Annotated in this window: 18 protein-coding genes; 12 read left to right on the top strand and 6 right to left on the bottom strand. The window is 53.2% G+C overall.

The window, feature by feature from the left end:
* Positions 1-6: 6 nt before the first annotated feature.
* Positions 7-1,134, bottom strand: a complete 1,128-nt coding sequence (gene cofG / locus KO508_RS12675; protein WP_216008668.1) for a 7,8-didemethyl-8-hydroxy-5-deazariboflavin synthase CofG — start codon at positions 1,132-1,134, stop codon at positions 7-9.
* A gap of 272 nt (positions 1,135-1,406) precedes the next feature.
* Here cofG and KO508_RS12670 point away from each other — a divergent pair, with 272 nt between their 5' ends.
* Positions 1,407-2,666 (top strand): D-amino acid dehydrogenase, encoded by a 1,260-nt coding sequence (locus KO508_RS12670; protein WP_216008667.1) that lies wholly within the window; start codon positions 1,407-1,409, stop codon positions 2,664-2,666.
* A gap of 36 nt (positions 2,667-2,702) precedes the next feature.
* Positions 2,703-3,788, top strand: coding sequence for an alanine racemase (gene alr, locus KO508_RS12665; RefSeq protein ID WP_216008666.1), 1,086 nt, complete (start codon positions 2,703-2,705; stop codon positions 3,786-3,788).
* Positions 3,789-3,803: 15 nt separating this feature from the next.
* Here alr and cmoB read toward each other — a convergent pair whose 3' ends face one another.
* The 4 genes from cmoB to KO508_RS12645 are packed head-to-tail and all read right to left on the bottom strand — an operon-like array spanning position 3,804 to position 6,988.
* The gene (gene cmoB, locus KO508_RS12660) at positions 3,804-4,796 is read right to left on the bottom strand and encodes a tRNA 5-methoxyuridine(34)/uridine 5-oxyacetic acid(34) synthase CmoB (protein WP_216008665.1); all 993 of its coding nucleotides are present in this window, start codon (positions 4,794-4,796) and stop codon (positions 3,804-3,806) included.
* A 25-nt stretch (positions 4,797-4,821) separates the two neighbouring features.
* Positions 4,822-5,577 (bottom strand): carboxy-S-adenosyl-L-methionine synthase CmoA, encoded by a 756-nt coding sequence (gene cmoA / locus KO508_RS12655; RefSeq protein ID WP_216008664.1) that lies wholly within the window; start codon positions 5,575-5,577, stop codon positions 4,822-4,824.
* The gene (locus KO508_RS12650) at positions 5,570-5,956 is read right to left on the bottom strand and encodes a kinase (RefSeq protein ID WP_216008663.1); all 387 of its coding nucleotides are present in this window, start codon (positions 5,954-5,956) and stop codon (positions 5,570-5,572) included. Before KO508_RS12650 ends, cmoA begins: the two co-directional genes overlap by 8 nt.
* Before the next feature lie 30 nt (positions 5,957-5,986).
* A complete protein-coding gene (locus tag KO508_RS12645; RefSeq protein WP_216008662.1) occupies positions 5,987-6,988 on the bottom strand; it encodes a serine/threonine protein kinase in 1,002 nt (333 codons plus the stop codon).
* 148 nt (positions 6,989-7,136) lie between these two features.
* Here KO508_RS12645 and KO508_RS12640 point away from each other — a divergent pair, with 148 nt between their 5' ends.
* Positions 7,137-8,246: an NAD(P)/FAD-dependent oxidoreductase gene (locus KO508_RS12640; RefSeq protein WP_216008661.1), complete on the top strand. Its 1,110-nt coding sequence runs from the start codon at positions 7,137-7,139 to the stop codon at positions 8,244-8,246.
* 16 nt (positions 8,247-8,262) lie between these two features.
* On the opposite strand, the gene KO508_RS12635 is transcribed toward KO508_RS12640, so the two are convergent.
* Entirely contained in the window at positions 8,263-8,784 is a 522-nt protein-coding gene (locus tag KO508_RS12635; protein ID WP_252738090.1) for a ComF family protein, read from the bottom strand.
* A 263-nt stretch (positions 8,785-9,047) separates the two neighbouring features.
* Between KO508_RS12635 and bioB the strand changes: the two genes are divergently transcribed.
* The 9 genes from bioB to KO508_RS12590 all read left to right on the top strand — a co-directional run bounded on the left by bioB (position 9,048) and on the right by KO508_RS12590 (position 18,974).
* Positions 9,048-10,106 carry a biotin synthase BioB gene (gene bioB, locus KO508_RS12630; protein ID WP_216008659.1) on the top strand — a complete coding sequence of 353 codons (1,059 nt, stop codon included), beginning with the start codon at positions 9,048-9,050 and terminating at the stop codon, positions 10,104-10,106.
* Positions 10,107-10,226: 120 nt separating this feature from the next.
* On the top strand, positions 10,227-11,402 hold the full coding sequence (gene bioF / locus KO508_RS12625; protein WP_216008658.1) for an 8-amino-7-oxononanoate synthase: 1,176 nt from the start codon (positions 10,227-10,229) through the stop codon (positions 11,400-11,402).
* Positions 11,399-12,151: an alpha/beta fold hydrolase gene (locus KO508_RS12620; RefSeq protein WP_252738089.1), complete on the top strand. Its 753-nt coding sequence runs from the start codon at positions 11,399-11,401 to the stop codon at positions 12,149-12,151. Before bioF ends, KO508_RS12620 begins: the two co-directional genes overlap by 4 nt.
* Positions 12,148-12,987, top strand: a complete 840-nt coding sequence (gene bioC / locus KO508_RS12615; RefSeq protein WP_216008657.1) for a malonyl-ACP O-methyltransferase BioC — start codon at positions 12,148-12,150, stop codon at positions 12,985-12,987. The genes KO508_RS12620 and bioC overlap by 4 nt, the downstream gene beginning before the upstream one ends.
* A 19-nt stretch (positions 12,988-13,006) precedes the next feature.
* On the top strand, positions 13,007-13,699 hold the full coding sequence (bioD, locus tag KO508_RS12610; protein ID WP_216008656.1) for a dethiobiotin synthase: 693 nt from the start codon (positions 13,007-13,009) through the stop codon (positions 13,697-13,699).
* A 51-nt stretch (positions 13,700-13,750) separates the two neighbouring features.
* Positions 13,751-13,996, top strand: coding sequence for a flagellar biosynthesis protein FlgE (locus KO508_RS12605; RefSeq protein WP_216008655.1), 246 nt, complete (start codon positions 13,751-13,753; stop codon positions 13,994-13,996).
* Positions 13,997-14,008: 12 nt separating this feature from the next.
* The gene (locus KO508_RS12600) at positions 14,009-14,830 is read left to right on the top strand and encodes a putative metalloprotease CJM1_0395 family protein (protein ID WP_216008654.1); all 822 of its coding nucleotides are present in this window, start codon (positions 14,009-14,011) and stop codon (positions 14,828-14,830) included.
* 314 nt (positions 14,831-15,144) lie between these two features.
* Positions 15,145-16,944: an acyl-CoA dehydrogenase C-terminal domain-containing protein gene (locus tag KO508_RS12595; RefSeq protein WP_216008653.1), complete on the top strand. Its 1,800-nt coding sequence runs from the start codon at positions 15,145-15,147 to the stop codon at positions 16,942-16,944.
* A 233-nt stretch (positions 16,945-17,177) separates the two neighbouring features.
* On the top strand, positions 17,178-18,974 hold the full coding sequence (locus KO508_RS12590; protein ID WP_216008652.1) for an acyl-CoA dehydrogenase C-terminal domain-containing protein: 1,797 nt from the start codon (positions 17,178-17,180) through the stop codon (positions 18,972-18,974).
* Positions 18,975-18,999: the final 25 nt, after the last annotated feature.

Genomic DNA, 18,999 nt, shown 5'->3' with positions numbered 1-18,999 from the left:
TCGGGGCTAGATGCACTGCTGCAACGCAAGCCCATCTGCTCGCGCTATGCCGGTCAGTCGAGAAGCGATTGAGTCTGTAAGAAAATGCTCGGGTTCTTGCAGGTACCGAGGGTAAATTGCCAAGCGTTCTTCCAAGCCGTAACCGCAGCGTACAGTGGCGTTCTTCAGAGCTTCGATCTGGGGCCAGGCCCGTTCCGGGTTAATGTGATCAAGGGTTAATGGCGAGATGCCTCCCCAGTCATTAATACCGGCGTTGATATAAGCAGCGAAGCGCGATTCCAGATTCGGGGGAGCTTGCAAACTGATTGAGGGGTCAAGGGTCAATCGGGCCAGCACCAGTGTGCGAACCATGTCATCCAGACTGGGTTCCGGGTGATTGGCCATCGCGGTGCCGGGTTTGGCGCGAAAGTTCTGTACGATCACTTCCTGAATATGCCCGTGGCGTAGGTGTGCATCATTTATCGCTTTGAGGCTATCTATACGCTCTTCCCAGGTTTCGCCAATACCAATCAGGATGCCTGTAGTGAATGGCACACCATGATGGCCTGCCCGTTCCAGAGTACGAAGGCGTTGCACTGGCACTTTGTCTGGACAGGCAAAGTGAGCTTGGCCGCGCTGTAAAAGACGGCGGCTTATATTCTCGAGCATCATTCCCATGCTCACGCTAACGCTTTTTAGTTGAACAATTTCGTCTTCAGACAGGGTGCCGGCGTTCACGTGGGGTAGCAGGGTGCTTTCCTTGAACACGAGGTCACACATCTCGGCGAGGTAGTCGATCATGCTGGTATGGCCGAGCCGGGCCAGTGCGTCACGCGCCTCTTGATATCGCAGTTCGGGTTTTTCACCAAGGCTGAACAAGACTTCCTTGCAACCCATTTTTTCGCCTTCACGCACGACCTTCATAACGTCGTCTGGCGTTAACACATAGGCTCCCGGCGTTCCGGGCTTTTGCACAAAGGTGCAGTAGCCGCAATCATCACGGCACATGGTGGTTAGGGGGATAAAGACTTTACGGGAGTAGGTCAGGGTTTTACCCCAGTGAGCATCACGCAGACTGGCTGCGCGATTAGCCAAGACCTCGAATTCTGAAGGTGGCGCCTCTTTCAGCGCCAAGGCATCCCTATGGCAGAGCATGATAACGGCGCCTCCTATTATTGTTGTGCGCTCGCTTATTAGATTTTGGTATCGCGATCTGGTCGTTTTACCAAGCGGTAAATTGATCCTAGACCATGTTTTCCCAAATGGTCAAACTTTTAAAAAAATAAAATTTAGGCCCTATCTCAAGTTGTATGCACCCATCGATTGTTCAATATTTACTGAACTGATCGTTAGTAAATTGCTATTTAACCTAACGTTTGGGCTGGGCAATCTAATCCGCACATATCTCTATTCGGAGTTCAAAGACTATGAAGATTCTTGTTCTTGGAGGCGGCGTGACAGGCGTTTCTACCGCATGGTATCTGGCCAATTCCGGGCATGAGGTGACCGTAGTCGAGCGCTGCGCCACAGTGGCAGATGAGACCAGTTTTGCAAACGCAGGCATGCTCTCGTACGGATATACCAATCCGTGGGCCGCGCCAGGCATCCCATTTAAAGCGTTGAAGTGGATGATGCAGGACATGGCACCCATCTTGGTCAGTCCGAGCTCCTTTAACGTAAAAACGGCGAGTTGGATGCTCCGCATGCTAGGGCAATGTGGCGAAGAGGCATACCGCATCAATAAGCGCAGGATGTTGAGAATTTCGGAGTACAGCCGAACCTGTTTTGACGAATTCACACAGCAGTTGCCGTTTGATTTTGATCACCGGAGCAAGGGAACCATTGAGCTTTTCCGGGACCAGGAGAAAATGGACTCCATTGGCGCAGATCTCGCTTCCCTCAAGGAGTGTGGCGTGCCTCATGAGGTAATTAACCATGCAGATTGCATCCGGTACGAGCCGGCACTTGCCAATGTTCCGGAGAAGTTTGTTGGTGGCCTGCGCTTTGCACAGGATGGCACTGGCGACTGCCAGAAGTTTACTACTAACTTGGCAGAGCATGGCCGCGAAATCGGGGTTCAATTCAAGTTTGATACGGATGTGAAAGCGCTTGCGGTTTCCTCTGGAAAAATCACGTCGGTCCATACTTCCGAGGGCGAGCTTACTGCTGATGCCTATGTGGTTTGCTTGGGCAGCTATTCCCCCATGTTGCTGAACCCGATCGGGTTCAAACTGCCGATTTATCCCATCAAAGGATACTCGTTGACCTTGCCCCTGCTGGATGAAACCAAGGCGCCTCAGTCCACTGTTATGGATGAGGCCTTCAAGGTGGCGGTGACCCGTTTCGAAGATCGTATCCGGGTTGGGGGGACAGCCGAGATTGCTGACTTTGACTTGAGTCTTAAGGAAAAACGGCGCAAGCCCACCGAGTTTGTTGTGGGTGACCTCTTTCCTGGTGCTGGTGATATCAGCAAAGCCACATTCTGGTGCGGTTTGAGGCCCATGACGCCCGACAGCGTCCCGGTTATTGGTTCCACGCCGATAACGAATCTCTATACAAACACCGGGCACGGAACACTCGGGTGGACCATGTCTCTGGGCTCTGCCCGTCTTATCTCTGACATTATTAATAACAAGGCGCCAGAGATCGATAATGAAGGTTTATCGATTGACCGATACATGAAATAAGCCATTGAACTGGCACCAATGACGCGAGTGAACACTATGTCCAGACCCGCTGTTGCTGAAATAAAATTGGATAGCATCCGTGCCAACTTTCAGTTGGCACGCTCTTTGGCACCAAATGGCAAAACCATTGCGGTGGTAAAGGCCGACGCATACGGCCATGGTGCTGCAGAAGTTGCTAGATACCTTGCAGACGATGTCGAGGTTTTCGCTGTGGCTTGCATTGAAGAAGCGTTAGCGTTGCGCGCAGCTGGGCTGAGACACCCAATTCTGCTGTTGGAGGGTTTTTTTGAGGCGGACGAGCTCGATGTGATCTCACGCGAAGGATTATGGACGGCTATACACTCCCAAACGCAGCTAGATGCTCTTGCGCGGAGTTCTATTCCCCATCCGTTACCTGTTTGGTTGAAAGTGGATACAGGCATGCATCGACTTGGTTTCAGTCCCGAGCAAGCAACCAAAGCCTATGGGGATTTAAGCCGTATGCGTCAGGTAAGCGCCGTAACTGTTATGACGCATCTGGCGAATGCTGACAACGACGAAACACAAGGCATTACGGTTGCTAATCAGATCTCCCGGTTACCGTCATCTCTTTTGAAGCCAGAGATTGAGTTGAGTCTAGCGAATTCGGCAGGAATTTTGGCCCATAAGGTGGCCAGAAAACACTGGCAGCGGCCTGGCATTATGCTCTATGGGGCGTCTCCGCTGGCTAAAGAGAATCAATACAGTGAGGCACTGCGCCCCTCCATGACTCTCAAAAGCCGCATTATTGCCACAAAGTGGGTGGCTCCGGGCGATAGTGTGGGTTACGGGGGGCGATTCGTCGCAGAACGCTCGATTAGGATAGGAACCGTCGCAATGGGCTATGCCGATGGGTACCCTCGGCAGGCGATTGACGGTGTGCCGGTACTCGTAAATGGCAAGCGAACCCGACTGATTGGGCGAGTCTCAATGGATATGTTGACAGTAGATTTAACTGACATTCCAGAGGCAGGGCCAGATAGTGAAGTAGAGTTCTGGGGTGATAACTTGCTTGCCAATGAAGTGGCGTCCTATTGCGATACGATCGCTTACCATTTATTTACCGGGGTCACCAAAAGAGTGCCGAGAAAATACGTAGGGTGATCATGCGTATCGCACTCAGGGCTTCTCAGCAACAATAGTGGCGCGCTTGGGCCCGGGATAGCCTTCGATGGTTTTGCTGGGGTCTTCCGGATCTAGAAAGTCCTGAAGCGAGTTGAAACGCATCCAGTCTGTACTGCGTTGCTCCTCAGTAGTGGTTGCACAGACATCCACAACTCGAGCGTTGCGAAAGCCCGTACGATCCAGCCAGCGCAATAGGGTGTCGCAACTCGGCAAAAACCATACGTTTCGCATCTGACCATACCGGTCTTCCGGCATCAGGCTGTAGCCTTCGGGTCCATCCACAACCAGAGTTTCCAGCACCAGCTGACCGCCCCGGCGCAGTGTCCCTTTGAGTTCCAGAAGATGGTCGAGAGGAGATCTGCGATGGTAGAGAACGCCCATTGAAAATGTTGTATCAAAGGCTTCAAGGCTTTCGGGTAAATCTTCCATGCGTATGGGCAGAAGGTCGATGGGGGCTTCGCCCACAAAGCGTTTCACACTGAGAAACTGGAACATGAACAGTAGCCCGGGATCAATGCCGATCACCCGCCCTGCGCCTTCTCCCAGCATGCGCCAGCAGTGGTAGCCGGAGCCGCAGCCTACGTCCAAAATACGCCGGCCAGAAAGATCTGCGAGGTAGGGTGATACCCTGTTCCACTTCCAATCTGAGCGCCATTCAGTATCAATATGGGTGCCAAAGAAATCGAAAGGCCCTTTGCGCCAAGGCATAAGACCCCGGAGCCCAGCTTCAAGTGCTTGTTGCTGGCTGGGCTTCAATTCATTAGGTGAGCTAAGGGCCACTGCAGAAGCGTTGAGTTCAGAGACTGTCTCGGGAATAGCTGGAAGGCTATCGAGCGCTGATTGCCAGCGGCCCAAATCGCCGTGAGGGTTGTCATCAAAACGCAAGGTAAGTTGAGCCTTGATGGTTTCAGCCCAGTCATTCAGGCCCGTGTCTTTCAGCTCTGTCAGTAGCTGCTCGAAACAGCTGCGCCAGTCAAAATGCGCCATGGTCTGCCCGTTCTCCGATTGGTGGTTAGTCGGCCTTGATGGCCAGCATGGATACGAAGTTAAAACACTGATACCACACCAGAACGCGGTCGAATCCTGAGTCTTTCAGGCGCTGTTTGTGAGCGTTGAGTGTTTCCGGGATCAGGACCTGCTCTATGGCACTGCGTTTCTGACTGATTTCCAGATCTGAGTAGCCATTTGCGCGTTTGAACTCATGGTGGAGGCGGGTCTGAGTGGCCTGTTCACCCTCTGATTCAAAGCGGATTTTTTCGGACAAAATCAGTACGCCGCCGGGTCTTGTTGCCTTGGCAATTCTGCGCAGTAAATCGCCGCGTTCCTCTGGTGGAACAAACTGCAGGGTAAAGTTCAGAGTTGTCACTGAGGCATCTGACAGCTCGGTTTGCTGAATGTTTTCACAGCGTAGGGTCACGGGGAGGGGGTTGTCGTCTAGCGCGATATAGTGCTCGCAACGCTCAATCATTGCAGTGGAATTATCAATGCCAACCAAAGAACAATCGCCAAACGGGATGCCGTGGCGCATAGCCAATGTTGATGCGCCAAGAGAGCAGCCTAAATCATAGCAGTTGGAACCTGCCTGGGCGTACTGCTCGGTGATGACTTCAATCATTGGAATGATAGTGGTGTAGCCGGGTACCGAGCGGCGAATCATGTCCGGGAATACACGGGCAACCGCCGCGTCAAAGCGGAAATCCTCCGGTTGACGCTCCGTGGCAAACAAACGGTCTGTTAGAGGTTCTATAGTTCGGTCAGAGTTACTCATCGCGGGCTTCCTGAACTGGCTCCGAAGTTTGGTCTGGTTCAGGTATGGCAGACGGGGCGGTCGGCGATGGCCGGTAACAGCGCACTCCACGGTTCTTGTAATCTACAAGTATGCCGCGGAACGATGGGTCGATATCTGCCGCAATAGCCATGTAGCCATTTTCGCAGACAGCGTGCAGTTCGGAGGATTTTGGCGACATACGGAAGGTTTCACCCTGAGTGATATGAATCGCCTTAAAGTCTCCCACCGGAACATGGTCCTTGTTGTCGGAATGCTTGATATTGCCGCTCAGCTCCAGCACCAGTACGGTACCGACGATAGCGACCAGAGCGGTCACAAACAGGCTGCGAATGGTGTAACGGGCCTCGTTCTGGCTCATGCCTACCTCATTTTGTACGTGAATGAACGGTCAATACTGACCGGGAAGGGTAATTGAGGGCGCCTGAAGGGCTGCCAGTTGTTCTCTTAATGAAAGCACCTGATCGGACCAGAATCTGGGCTGGCCAAACCAAGGGAAGAAGCGCGGAAATGCAGGATCATCCCAGCGTTTTGCAAGCCAGGCGCAGTGGCTGATCTGACGGTAGCAGCGCAGTGGTTCAATCAGGTGACGCTCGCGCCGGTTGAAATCCCGGAAGGTTTCATAGCCTTCCAGTAACTCGCCAAGTTGCGCGCCGCGCTCGTGGTCATCGCCGTTCAGTAGCAGCCACATATCCTGCATTGCGGGGCCAGAGCGGCAATCGTCCAGATCCACAAACAGCATCTGCTCGTCCCGGCAGAGTATGTTACCGGCGTGGCAGTCTCCATGCAGACGTATAGTTTCAACCTCTCTTGCGTCTTCAATGCGAGCGCGACAGTGGGTCAGTAGGTCTGGAATCAGGCTGTCCCAAGCTGGTCGAAGATCCTTCGGAATCCAGTCACCTTCGAGTAAAAGGTTATTGCTTGCTTCAATGCCATCCATGGGCGATAGGGCGACGCGATGACGAAACGGCTTTAGGGCGCCGATGTTGTGAATCTGCCCTAGCCATTGTCCAAGCCTGTAGAGGGTGTCGGTAACGCTGGTATCCGGCGCTTGTCCTCCGCGCTGGTTGAATACGGCAAACATGAAGTCGCCATGCTTACCAAGGGTGTCGCCGGAAGGCATTACCAAAGGCGCCACAACTGGAATGTCCGCAGCAAGTAGCTCCCGGGTAAAATCGTGCTCTTCCCGCACCTGATTTTCTGTCCAGCGGCCTGGCCGATAGAACTTGACGATCACTGGAGCGCCTTCGTCCAGCCCCACTTGATACACTCGGTTTTCATAGCTGTTCAGGGCAAACAGGCGACCACTAACCGCGAAGCCGGCATTTTCCATGGCGTCCAGAATAGCGTCTGGTGTTAGGGCATCGTATGGATGGCTTGAAACGTTCATCATAGAGCGAGGCCAGACTGGTAAATGTTGGGCCCAAGTATACCTGCTTGGCGGTGTTCCCGTAATGCGAGCGAAGGATGTTTCCATGGGTTCCGGCTCGTCTGGGATTGGGTTAACGTATTGGTAAGGCAACTGATAGCAGGTTCAGTCGGTGACAAACGAATATCTGGAAGTGGATACCCTTGTAATTGGGGCGGGAGTCGTTGGCCTTGCGGTGGCTCGAGCGCTTGCCCGAGCGGGCAGGGAAGTGATCGTATTAGAGGCTGGCGACCGATTCGGCGAGGGCATCTCATCTCGTAACAGTGAGGTGATCCACGCTGGGATCTATTATCCAGAGAACTCTCTGAAAGCCAACCTTTGCGTTGAAGGCCGCAGGCAACTCTATGATTACTGCGAGAACCATAACGTCGGGTTTCGTAAATGTGGGAAATGGATTGTTGCCACGGATGAAGCCCAAAATCCTATGCTTGAACGCATTAAAGTTCAGGCAGCAGCCAATGATGTCAATTTGGACTTGGCGGATGGGAGCGTTGTTGCTAGGCAGTTGCCAGAACTAAATGTCAGTGCAGGCTTGTGGTCGTCTGAAACCGGCATAGTAGACACCCATGGCCTTATGCTCTCGCTTCTAGGCGGGCTGGAGGATGCGGGCGGCTCACTGATACTGCGATCTCCGGTTGAGAATATAGAGTCGTGGAGTGACGCGCACATTCTACAGGTGGCGGGTGTAATGCCATGCACTCTAAAAGTTCGAAACCTTGTGAACGCTGCAGGCTTGGGTGCGGTGCCGCTCACACGTAATTGGCAAGGGCTCCCCGATGCACAAAAACCAACTCAATGGTTCGCTCGTGGCGTTTATTTCAGCTACAGCGGTCGCCACCCTTTCAACAATCTGATTTATCCGGTTCCCGAATCTGGTGGTCTGGGTGTTCACCTTACTCTTGATCTTGCGGGTCAGGCGCGCTTCGGCCCTGATGTGGAGTGGATTGAACAGGAGGATTATGGGGTTGACCCAGAGAGGGTGCACTCGTTTGTTCGGGGGATCCGGCAATGGTGGCCTAACCTTGATTCCGAGCGCCTCCATCCAGCTTATGCAGGTATTCGCCCCAAGCTAAAAGATGCGGAGGGCGGATTTTTTGATTTTAGGATAGACGGCCCAAATGAGCATGGCGTTTCGGGGCTGGTAAACCTGTTTGGTATTGAGTCGCCGGGGCTTACATCCTGTTTGGCAATTGCCGAGCTTGTGAAGGAAAAGCTGCGCTAATGCCCCGTCATGAAAGCTATCCTGGGGTGCGAGCTAACGCCCAGACTTGAATATTCCGGGCGCCTGCGCTTCGCAAAGCAGAAGCTATAACTCGCACCGTTGCGCCGGTTGTAACGACATCGTCGACGATAGCAACCCGTTCCGGGACTTCTGAGCGCACTTCAAACACATCGCGCAGGTTTGCCAGTCTGGCCTCTCGACTCAGTCCCCGCTGGGCTTTAACTTTTCGTACGCGACGAACAATCCCAGCGTCAACTGGGATATCCAGCACACTCCCTAATTTTTCAGCAATATCCCTAGCTTGATTGAAGCCACGCACACGTCGGCGAGCGGGGTGCATGGGAGAGGGGATTAACAACAGCGGTTTTTCATGGTTTTGTTCTTGAAATACAAGCTCAAGGTGACTCGCAAGGTCAGCAACCAACGGCCGAGCGAATTTAAGCTGCCTACTGTATTTATACCGGCTGATCATGTTGTCGACTGGGTATTGGTAGCGCCAAGGTATGAACGTGCGGTCGAAGGGAGGTGGTGATGCCAAGCAGTCACCACAGAGGTGGATGTTCCCGGAGTACGCCATCGGTAAAGCGCAGCAGCGGCAGTGCCACCGGTTAACCGGAAGGTCGGCCCGGCAAAAGTGGCATAACCCGTTGATGGTATTGGTGGAAAGGCAGGCAACACAGCGGCCTTTGGTTTTCCCTCTGTTAACCATAGATGAATTTAAGGTTGACAGCCAGTTAAGTCCCTTTATCATTTGATCCATCCGTAAACCCAGAGACCGAAAAAGGTTAACAGGACTTCTGTATGACTGCCACCGCATTACGCCACGATTGGACGCTTCAGGAAGCGCGGGCGCTTTTTGAGATGCCTTTTAATGATCTGATGTTTCGGGCTCAGTCCGTGCATCGACAGTATTTCGATCCCAATGAGGTGCAGGTTAGCACTTTGCTTTCTATTAAAACCGGCGCCTGCCCGGAGGATTGCAAGTATTGCCCACAGAGCGGTCATTACAACACGGGATTGGAAAAAGAAAAGCTGCTAGAGCTTGAGAAGGTGGTTGCTGAAGCTCGCGTTGCGCGGGAGAAAGGCGCGTCGCGCTTCTGTATGGGTGCCGCGTGGCGTAGCCCGACCGTTAAGGATATGCCTTATGTTCTGGATATGGTTCGGGAGGTGAAGTCTCTAGGCCTAGAAACATGTATGACACTGGGCATGCTGAAGCCGGAGCAGGCGGAAGAATTAGCCGAGGCTGGGCTGGATTACTACAACCACAATCTCGATACCTCTGAGAAGTATTACAGCCATATTATTACGACGCGCACTTACCAAGATCGGCTGGATACGCTGGCAAACGTGCGTAACGCAGGCATGAAGGTGTGCTGTGGCGGCATTATGGGTATGGGTGAGGATCAAGACGACCGGGTCGGTATGTTGGTGCAGTTGGCGAATCTTCCTCAGCATCCTGAGAGTGTGCCGGTGAATATGCTGGTTAAGGTGAAGGGGACGCCCATGGAAGATGTGGAGGATCTGGATCCGTTTGAGTTTATTCGTGTTCTCGCGGTGGCTCGTATCATGATGCCAGCTTCCCATGTGCGTTTGTCTGCGGGTCGGGAGACGATGAATGAGCAGATGCAGGCGTTGTGTTTTTTGGCCGGTGCGAATTCGATTTTCTATGGCGAGAAGCTGCTGACGACGTCAAATCCGGAGGCGGATGCGGATATGGCGTTGTTCCGCCGGTTGGGTATTCGGCCGGAGCAGCGGGGGCAGTGTGCTTCTGAGGAGCAGGAGGAAGAGGCGATTGTTGGGGCTTTGGAGTATGAGGCTAACCGGCATCTTTTCTATGACGCTTCTCTTGAGTCGGCCTGATTAGATGAGTGCAAGCGTCGAGGCGAAAGCGCCAACTGTTGCTCACAACTTTCGGGTATCTGCTCAATCGCTTCAAAACCAGTAAGCACAGATGCTTGCACCTTCTTTGGTAACTCACTCGTGCGTGATTTCGCAGCTGAACTGGAACAACGAAAACAGGCGGGCTTATACCGAACGCGCCGGCATATTTCCGGGCCTCAGCAGCCGGTTTTGACCGCTGATGGCAAGCGGTTGCTGTCGTTTTGCAGCAACGATTACCTTGGCCTTGCCAATCACCCTTCCAATGTTGAAGCTCTGAAGAACGCACTGCCGGATGCGGGGTTGGGTGGTGCGGCTTCTCATCTTGTTTGTGGGCATCACGAGGCGCATCACTTGCTTGAGGAGCGTCTTGCAGCGTTCACCGGACGTAGTTCGGCGTTGTTTTTCTCCACCGGTTATATGGCCAATCTGGGTGTAATTTCTGCGCTGGCAGGGCGTGGCGATACGGTTTTTTCGGATCGTCTGAATCACGCTTCCATTATTGATGGCTGTATTCTTAGTCGGGCGAGGGTTCGTCGCTATGCCCATGGGGATGTGGCGTCGCTTGCGGCCATGCTTGCGGAGACTTCTGGGCATAAGCTGGTGGTGACTGACGGTGTGTTCAGTATGGATGGTGATGTGGCTCCTTTGGGGGAATTGGCGGAGGTTTGCCGCGAGCATGATGCTTTGCTAGTGGTGGATGATGCCCATGGATTTGGGGTGCTTGGGCCGCTTGGGCAGGGGAGTGTGGGGGAGCTTGGTTTGTCTGAGGAGGATGTGCCGGTTCTGATAGGCACGCTTGGTAAGGCTGCCGGAACCAGCGGGGCGTTTGTGGCGGGGCCTGCCGTGTTGATGGATTATTTGGTGCAGAGGGCTCGTACTTATATCTACACAACGGCTATGCCCCCTGCGCTTGCGTTTGCTACCTGCGCCAGTATTGATTTGATAGAGGGCGGTGATGGGCGGCGGAGTCATTTGCAGAGCCTGATCGATCGGTTTCGGCGGGAGGCCACGGCTTTGGGCTATTCGCTCATGCCGTCTCGTACGCCTATTCAGCCGATTATGGTTGGTGAGAACTGGGTGACTCTAGCCCTAAGCCGGGCTCTTGAAGAGTGTGGGCTGTTGGTAACGGCGATTCGACCGCCGACTGTGCCGGTAGGTGAGGCGCGGTTGCGGGTTACGTTCAGTGCTGCCCATTCCCATGAAGATTTGAATTGCTTGTTGGAGGCTTTGTCTGGCTGTCGTCATTTGCTGGATGAGAAAGGGAATGCGTCATGAGCACTCAGCAAAAGCCTATGCGGCGTCTTGTTGTGGTTGGGGGTTGGGGCGTTCGCGTTGAAATGCTGGAAGAGCTATACCGGTACTGGCCGGGGCCTGTTGAGTTGGTATCGCTGGGTGACCATCTTATCGAGCGTTGCGAGTCGGTGGCACAGGTGGCCGATGAGCTTCTGTCGCGATATACCAAGCCTTCTGTGTGGGTGGGCTGGTCTCTGGGTGCTCAGATTGTCATGGAAGCTGCTAGCCGGGGTACGGGTGCGGTTTCTGCGGCTATTACTCTCGCGGGCTTCCCGAAGTTCATCGCAGATGAACGTTGGCTTAATGGCATGTCTGTAGAGGAATTTAGTGTGTTTAGCCGAGGCGTGAGCCGTGAGGCTGGTCGGTATTGGATGCATTTTTTGCTGCTAATGATAAACGGTTCGGCAAGCACTTTGTCCGAGCGCCAGCGTCTCAAGACATGGCTTGGCAAAGGATCCCCCGTCTCGAAGGGCAATTTGGTAAAAAGTTTGGGCTGGCTGGAACAAACCGACCAGCGGCTACTTTGGTCACAAGTTGATATTCCTGTTCTTCATATTACCGGTGCTTGTGATCAGGTAGTGGCGACTTGGGCTGGTGCTCTGGAAACCCGGCCATCGTCGGTGGAGGTTAGTGTGCCCGGTATGGCCCATTGGCCAGGCGGTGTATTTGCGGAAGACTGTTACGTTGTTATCGAAAAGTTTCTTCAATCGCTGGAAGGGGTGAATACATGAGTGTCCTTAGTGCGGTTGCCTCTTGCCCTGCCAGTAAGGCCGATATATCACGTGAGTTCGGCAAGGCTCGGGTTACCTATGAGGGTGCGTCCCGTTTGCAGCGGCTTATGGGCAATACCATGCTGGAGAGGCTTGGGCGCCAAGCTCCCCTTAGGGGCGGCCAGATTCTGGATCTTGGCTGCGGAACCGGTTGGTTTAGCCGCGAGTTGGCCAATCTCGAGGGATCTGAGTGTGTGACAGGCATGGATCTTTCGTTCGGCATGATAGAGCATGCAGGAGCACATTCCCCGCCTGATATCGCATGGGTTGTTGCCGACGCTGAGGCGATTCCCCTCCCTGACCAGAGTTGTGATTTGGTATTCAGTAACCTCATGATCCAATGGTGCGCGACGCCGTCTCAGGTTTTGCGAGAGTGCCGGAGGGTGCTCAGGCCCGGCGGTAAGTTGATGGTCTCAACGCTTCTTGATGGAACCTTGAGGGAGCTGGACCAAGCTTGGCAACGGGCAGATCCTGGGCAACGGCACATAAACCGGTTTGAGTCAGAAAGGGCACTCAGGCGCTCGGCTTCCCAAGAACTGCCGGACGCTGACATTGAAACAAGAACCCTGAAGCTGCCCTACGATTCGCCTCTCACTCTCGCATCGGAGCTGAGGCAACTGGGCGCGGGCTATAAGAGTGCCGACAGGCGCTCAACCGTAACTTCACCGGGCCGCTTTCGTGCCATGTGCCAGCATTATCCCGCGGATCCGGAGGAAGGTGTTTTCGCAAGTTACGAGGCAGCATGGGTTTACTGGACAAGCCCTGATGCCAACGACGATACACTGATTGATAAATAGAGTGGGTTAACCTGCTGGTATGGCTAAAAAAACGTTTTTTGTGACAGGTACAGATACGGGCGTTGGCAAGACCATGGTGTCTGCTGCAATTTTGGAAGCTGCTAAGTCCGCTGGCAAGCGCACTCTGGGCATGAAGCCCATCGCCTCCGGCTGCGAAAGAACACCAGCGGGGTTGCGCAATGACGACGCGCTAATACTCCAACATGCCGCCACGGAATCCCTCACCTACGAGCTTGTAAACCCTGTTGCACTAGAACCCGCGATTGCGCCCCATGTCGCTGCCGTGCAAGCAGGGCGAGTTGTGTCTGTGGATCGCCTGGTTGGTTTCTGTCGTGGCATGCAGATGCGACCTGCAGACCTTTTGCTGATTGAAGGTGCTGGTGGTTGGCGGGTGCCGCTGAATGATCGGGAAACATACGCAGCTGTACCCCAGGCTCTGGATATACCGGTGATAATGGTGGTTGCTCTCAAGCTTGGGTGTATTAACCATGCATTACTAACCGCAGAAGCAATCCGCAATGATGGGTTGATTGTGACTGGTTGGGTGGCAAATCGAGCTGAACCAAATGCAATGAGTTGTGAGCAGGAAACTCTGAATTACTTGATGGAGCAACTTCCGGCGCGTTGTTTAGGCGTTCTGCCTTGGCTTGAAGGCGTTGGGCCAGCGACCCTGAGCCGCTATCTCGATATCGATTTGTTGTTTGAAAATTGACCAATGTTGTGGCTTAATGGGACTAAGTAATGGTCTCGGGAAGCAGCAGTCATGATCAATAATACGCTTGCAATGGGTGTCCAAGGTATTCAGGAAGGCATGTACGGCATGGAGAATGCCGCACGAAAAATTGCCCGTGCGGGCATTGACGGGCCTCAAGGCAGTGCCGAGACAGGGAGCAGTTTGATTGAGCCCATCATCGACCTCAAACTCTATGAACGCAGTGTTGAGGCGTCGGCACAGGTAGTGAAAGTCGCTGATGAAACGCTTGGTACGCTTCTAGATATCGTGGTCTGAGAGCTTTCATTCGTGAGCCCGCTTTCGTCACTTTCCCCCGCATTGAATTACTCTGCCAGAGGCGCTTCTGGCAGTTTGCCAGCTAGCCAGCAATCCGTCCCCCTACCGAATTCAGATTTCAACTCTTCAACATCTTCTGTTCGCGAGTCCCGTAGTACGGGCAATGCAACGGGAGAGACACCTTCCGAAGCAGGCCCTAAAGCGGTTCGTGCCGCAGATGAGAACGAAGGTGCAGGCTCAAGCCGCAGAGCGCCGGAAGCTGATGCTTCTGATAAAACAGTGGGTGGTTTGGATGAGGCAGAACTGAAAGAGCTTACTGAGCTCAAAGCCCGTGACCGAGAAGTTCGAGCTCATGAGGCGGCGCATCAGGCCGCGGGTGGCCAGTATGCGGGTGCTATGTCGTTCTCATACCAGCGTGGCCCTGATGGCGCGCAGTACGCAGTTGGTGGCGAAGTGTCGATTGATATTTCTCCTGTCAACGGCGACCCTCAGGCAACGATCGAAAAAATGCGAGTTGTGCGATCAGCCGCCATGGCGCCAGCCGAACCCTCTGGTCAGGACCGTGCAGTTGCTGCTCAGGCAATGCAAATTATGTTGCAGGCCCAGTCGGAGCTTGCATCGGAGAGTGAATCTTCAAATCCTTCAAGCAAAGAATCCACGAATGATTCCGGCGAGCCCTCACGGGGTTCACCGACAAGTGATGGTGGCCAGGAAAGTGGATCGGAGCAATCTCCCAGATCTGTTGAGCAGGCCAGAACGGCCTATCAAAGTGTTGCAGGTTTTGGATCGGGGTTGGACTCACCGGGCGACGGCTTCCTTCCCATATCGGTCTGATTTGGTATCTCTCTAGCCAGTTATCGTCTGGGCGCCTATCGTTCTTCCTTCGTTTTAACAAAAACCACCTTAAACCCTTTACAGGCATAGGAATGCAACTGCCTGTCAGTTTTCGAAGCCCTGATAAGCTGTTTCGGTGACCAATTTCTACACAAATTATGCATCCGGCTATTGACAATTCCGTGCCTCTAAACGTATGTTTCAAACAAGTGTTTAATTAATGCTGTAGCACTCCCTGTTGCAGTGTCTGAGCAAACCCAAGGCCGCGAGCTGTTATTACTTTTCAGCCAAGACCGATAACCGAGGTGGTTTACATGCCTGAGTACAAAGCGCCCCTGCGTGATATCAAATTCGTAATGAACGAGCTGCTAGACAGCGAAGCCCACTACGCCAATCTGGAAGGTGCTGAAGACGCAACTCCGGATATGGTTGATGCCATTATTCAGGAAGGTGCAAAGTTTGCTGAGCAGGTACTGTCCCCGCTGAATGCGGTTGGTGACAAAGAAGGCTGCGTCTGGAGTGAGGACGGTGTAAAGACACCGACTGGCTTTAAAGAGGCCTACGATAAGTACGTTGAAGGTGGTTGGCCATCGTTGGCAGCTGACCCCAACTATGGTGGTCAAGGCCTGCCAAGCTCGCTCGGGATTGTAATGAGTGAGTTGAACGGCACGGCTAACTGGTCCTGGGGTATGTACCCTGGCCTGAGCCACGGCGCAATTAACACTGTAGAAGCGCACGGCACAGAAGAACAGAAGCAAACCTATCTCACCAAAATGATCAGCGGTGAATGGACTGGAACCATGTGCCTTACCGAAGCGCATTGCGGTTCAGATCTGGGCACCCTGCGCACAAAGGCTGAGCCCAACGCAGACGGATCCTACAGCATTACCGGTACCAAGATTTTCATCTCCGCCGGTGAGCACGATATGACTGACAACATCGTTCACATTGTACTGGCACGCCTGCCGGGCGCACCGGAAGGCACCAAGGGCATTTCGCTGTTCATCGTGCCCAAGTGCTTGCCCGCCGAAGACGGCTCTGCCGGTGAGCGCAACGCGGTAACCTGTGGCTCTATCGAGCACAAAATGGGTATCCATGGCAACGCCACCTGTGTGATGAACTTTGATGGTGCACAAGGTTGGCTGATCGGGCCTGAGAACCGTGGCTTGAATTGCATGTTCACCTTCATGAACGTAGCTCGTATTGGTACGGCCATTCAGGGTCTTGGCGCGGCAGAGTTGGGCTTTCAGGGATCACTGGCCTATGCCAAGGATCGTCTGGCCATGCGTTCACTGAGTGGTGCTAAGAACCCGGAAAGCTATGCCGATCCGATTATTGTGCACCCGGATGTGCGCCGCATGCTGTTGACTCAAAAAGCGGTAGCAGAAGGCGCCCGCGCATTGATCTATTTGACGGCACAGAAAGCAGATCTTATTGAGCGTGCAAAAACCGAAGAAGAGCGCAAAGAAGCTGACGAGCTTTTGGGCTTCTTGACCCCTATTGCCAAGGCTTTCCTGACCGAAATTGGGTACGAAGCATCTAATCTGGGCATGCAGGTATTCGGTGGCCACGGTTTCATCTCCGAGTGGGGCATGGAGCAGAACGTACGCGATGCCCGTATTGGCATGATCTACGAAGGCACTACCGGTATTCAGGCGCTGGACCTTCTGGGTCGTAAGGTTCTGATGACTCAGGGCGAGTCCCTCAAGGGCTTCACTAAGCAGGTTCACACCTTCTGCAAAGAGAATGCCGATAACGAGCAAATGAAGCCGTTTATTGAGCCTCTAGCGGCGATCAACAAGGAGTGGGGCGACCTGACCATGAAAGTGGGTATGACCGCCATGAAGAACCGCGAAGAAGTAGGCGCTGCCTCGGTGGATTATCTTATGTACTCAGGTTATGCAGTATTCGCATACTTGTGGGCCCGAATGGCTAAGATTGCACAAGATAAGCTTGCAGAAGGCTCCACTGAAGAGTTGTTCTACAACGCTAAGTTGCAGACAGCGCGTTTCTACTTCACCCGTATGTTACCGCGCACTAAGACCCACGCTGCAACCATGCTGGCAGGTGCGGACACTCTGCTAGATATGCCGGAAGAAGCCTTCGCGCTCTGATAATTTGAGCATGGAAGTTTAACTGGTAACAAAAGCCCGTGCTCCTTCAAGAGCCGGGCTTTTTTCATGAGTTGAGACCAACTTTACGTTAGAATAACGTCCATAAAATATAACTAGCCCGGACACACGGCCCGAGTAGGTGAGTTGGCTTTATATCCGCAAGCCACCTACGCAGACGAGTTTTGAACTTGGACTTTTCGAAATTGAACTGTTTTTGATAGTGGAGAGAGTTGATGGCTGATTATCAGGCACCCTTGCGCGACATGCGTTTTATACTAAACGAAGTTTTTGATGCTCCTGCGCTTTGGGCATCACTACCTAAAGTAGCGGAAAATGTTGATCCGGACACCGCTGACGCGATTCTTGAAGAGGCTGGTAAAATCACCAGTGGTGTTCTTGCCCCGCTAAACCGCGAAGCGGATGAACAAGGCTGTAAATGGAATGAAGGCGAGGTAACTTCGCCAGACGGTTTTAAAGAAGCTTATCAGACGATTGTGGAAGGCGGTTGGAACGGACTTGGTGGTAACCCTGAGTTTGGTGGCATGGGCATGCCAAAAACTCTGGTGGCCCAGTTTGAAGAGATGATGCAGGGTGCCAATATGGCTTTTGGTTTGGCCCCGATGCTGACAGCCGGTGCTTGCCTTGCACTCGACGCACACGGCAGTCAGGAGTTGAAAGAAAAGTACCTTCCTAACATGTACTCCGGTGTTTGGACTGGTGCTATGGACTTGACTGAGCCCCATGCCGGCACGGATCTGGGTATTATCCGCACCAAAGCTGAGCCAAACGACGACGGATCATTCAATGTAACTGGCACCAAGATTTTTATCACTTGGGGCGAGCACGACATGGCGGAGAATATTATCCACCTTGTGTTGGCCAAGCTGCCGGGAGCCCCGAAAGGTCCCAAGGGAATCTCTTTGCTACTGGTTCCCAAATTTTTGGTGAATGACGATGGCTCTTTGGGTGAGCGTAATAGTTTCAGCTGTGGCTCCATTGAGAAGAAAATGGGCATCAAAGGTTCCGCAACCTGCGTGATGAACTTTGATGGCGCGAAAGGCTGGCTTGTGGGCGAGGAAAACAAAGGCCTGAACGCTATGTTTACCATGATGAACTACGAGCGCTTAGGCGTTGGTATTCAAGGCATAGGAGCAGCAGAAGCTTCACTGCAAAGTGCGCGGGAATACGCTATGGATCGCATCCAAAGCCGTGCTCCAACCGGTGCGCAACAACCGGAAAAAGCGGCAGATCCAATTTTGGTTCATCCGGATGTACGTCGCATGCTGTTGACCATGAAGGGTTACGTGGAAGGCGGTCGCGCTTTTTCAACGTACGTGGCGCAATGGCTGGATATTTCCAAGTACGCAGATGCGGCTGATGAAGATCGTCGTAAGCACGCAGAGGGCATGGTTGCATTGCTGACGCCAGTCGCAAAAGCATTCCTAACTGACCGAGGCCTTGACGCCTGCATTATGGGCCAGCAAGTGTTTGGTGGTCACGGGTTTATCCGTGAGTGGGGCCAAGAGCAGTTGGTACGTGACTGCCGTATTACCCAGATCTACGAGGGTACCAACGGTATTCAAGCGTTGGATTTGATGGGGCGTAAAGTTGTTGGCAGTCAGGGCAAGCTGTATGAGCTGTTCGCTGAAGATGTCGCCAGCTTCATTGAAGAAAACAGCAGTGAAGAAAGTCTGCGTCCATATATCGAGCCACTCGCAGCTGCATTTGAGCGTTTGTCTGACGTGACTGAGCATGTTATCAAGCAAGCCTCCGACAACCCTAACGCCATTGGTGCCGCTTCAGTGGACTATCTGGACCTGTTCGGGCTTACAGCATTGGGATACATGTGGGCCCGTATCGTAAAAGCGGCCGCACCAAAGGCGGGCGATGATACGTCTGGCTTCTACAGTGGAAAACTGAAGACTGCACGCTTCTACTATGACCGCCTCCTGCCGAAGACCGTGTCTCTTGCAGAAGGTATTCGCAGTGGTAGTGATTCTATGATGGCGCATACTGCCGAGGAATTTTAACGGCCCTATGTGGGGGCTTCTATCT

Origin of the sequence: Marinobacter salexigens (genome assembly GCF_018860765.1) — a bacterium.
GTDB lineage: Bacteria > Pseudomonadota > Gammaproteobacteria > Pseudomonadales > Oleiphilaceae > Marinobacter > Marinobacter salexigens_A.
Note: the sequence above shows the minus strand (reverse complement) of the source record. Positions and strands in the feature narration are given on the sequence as shown.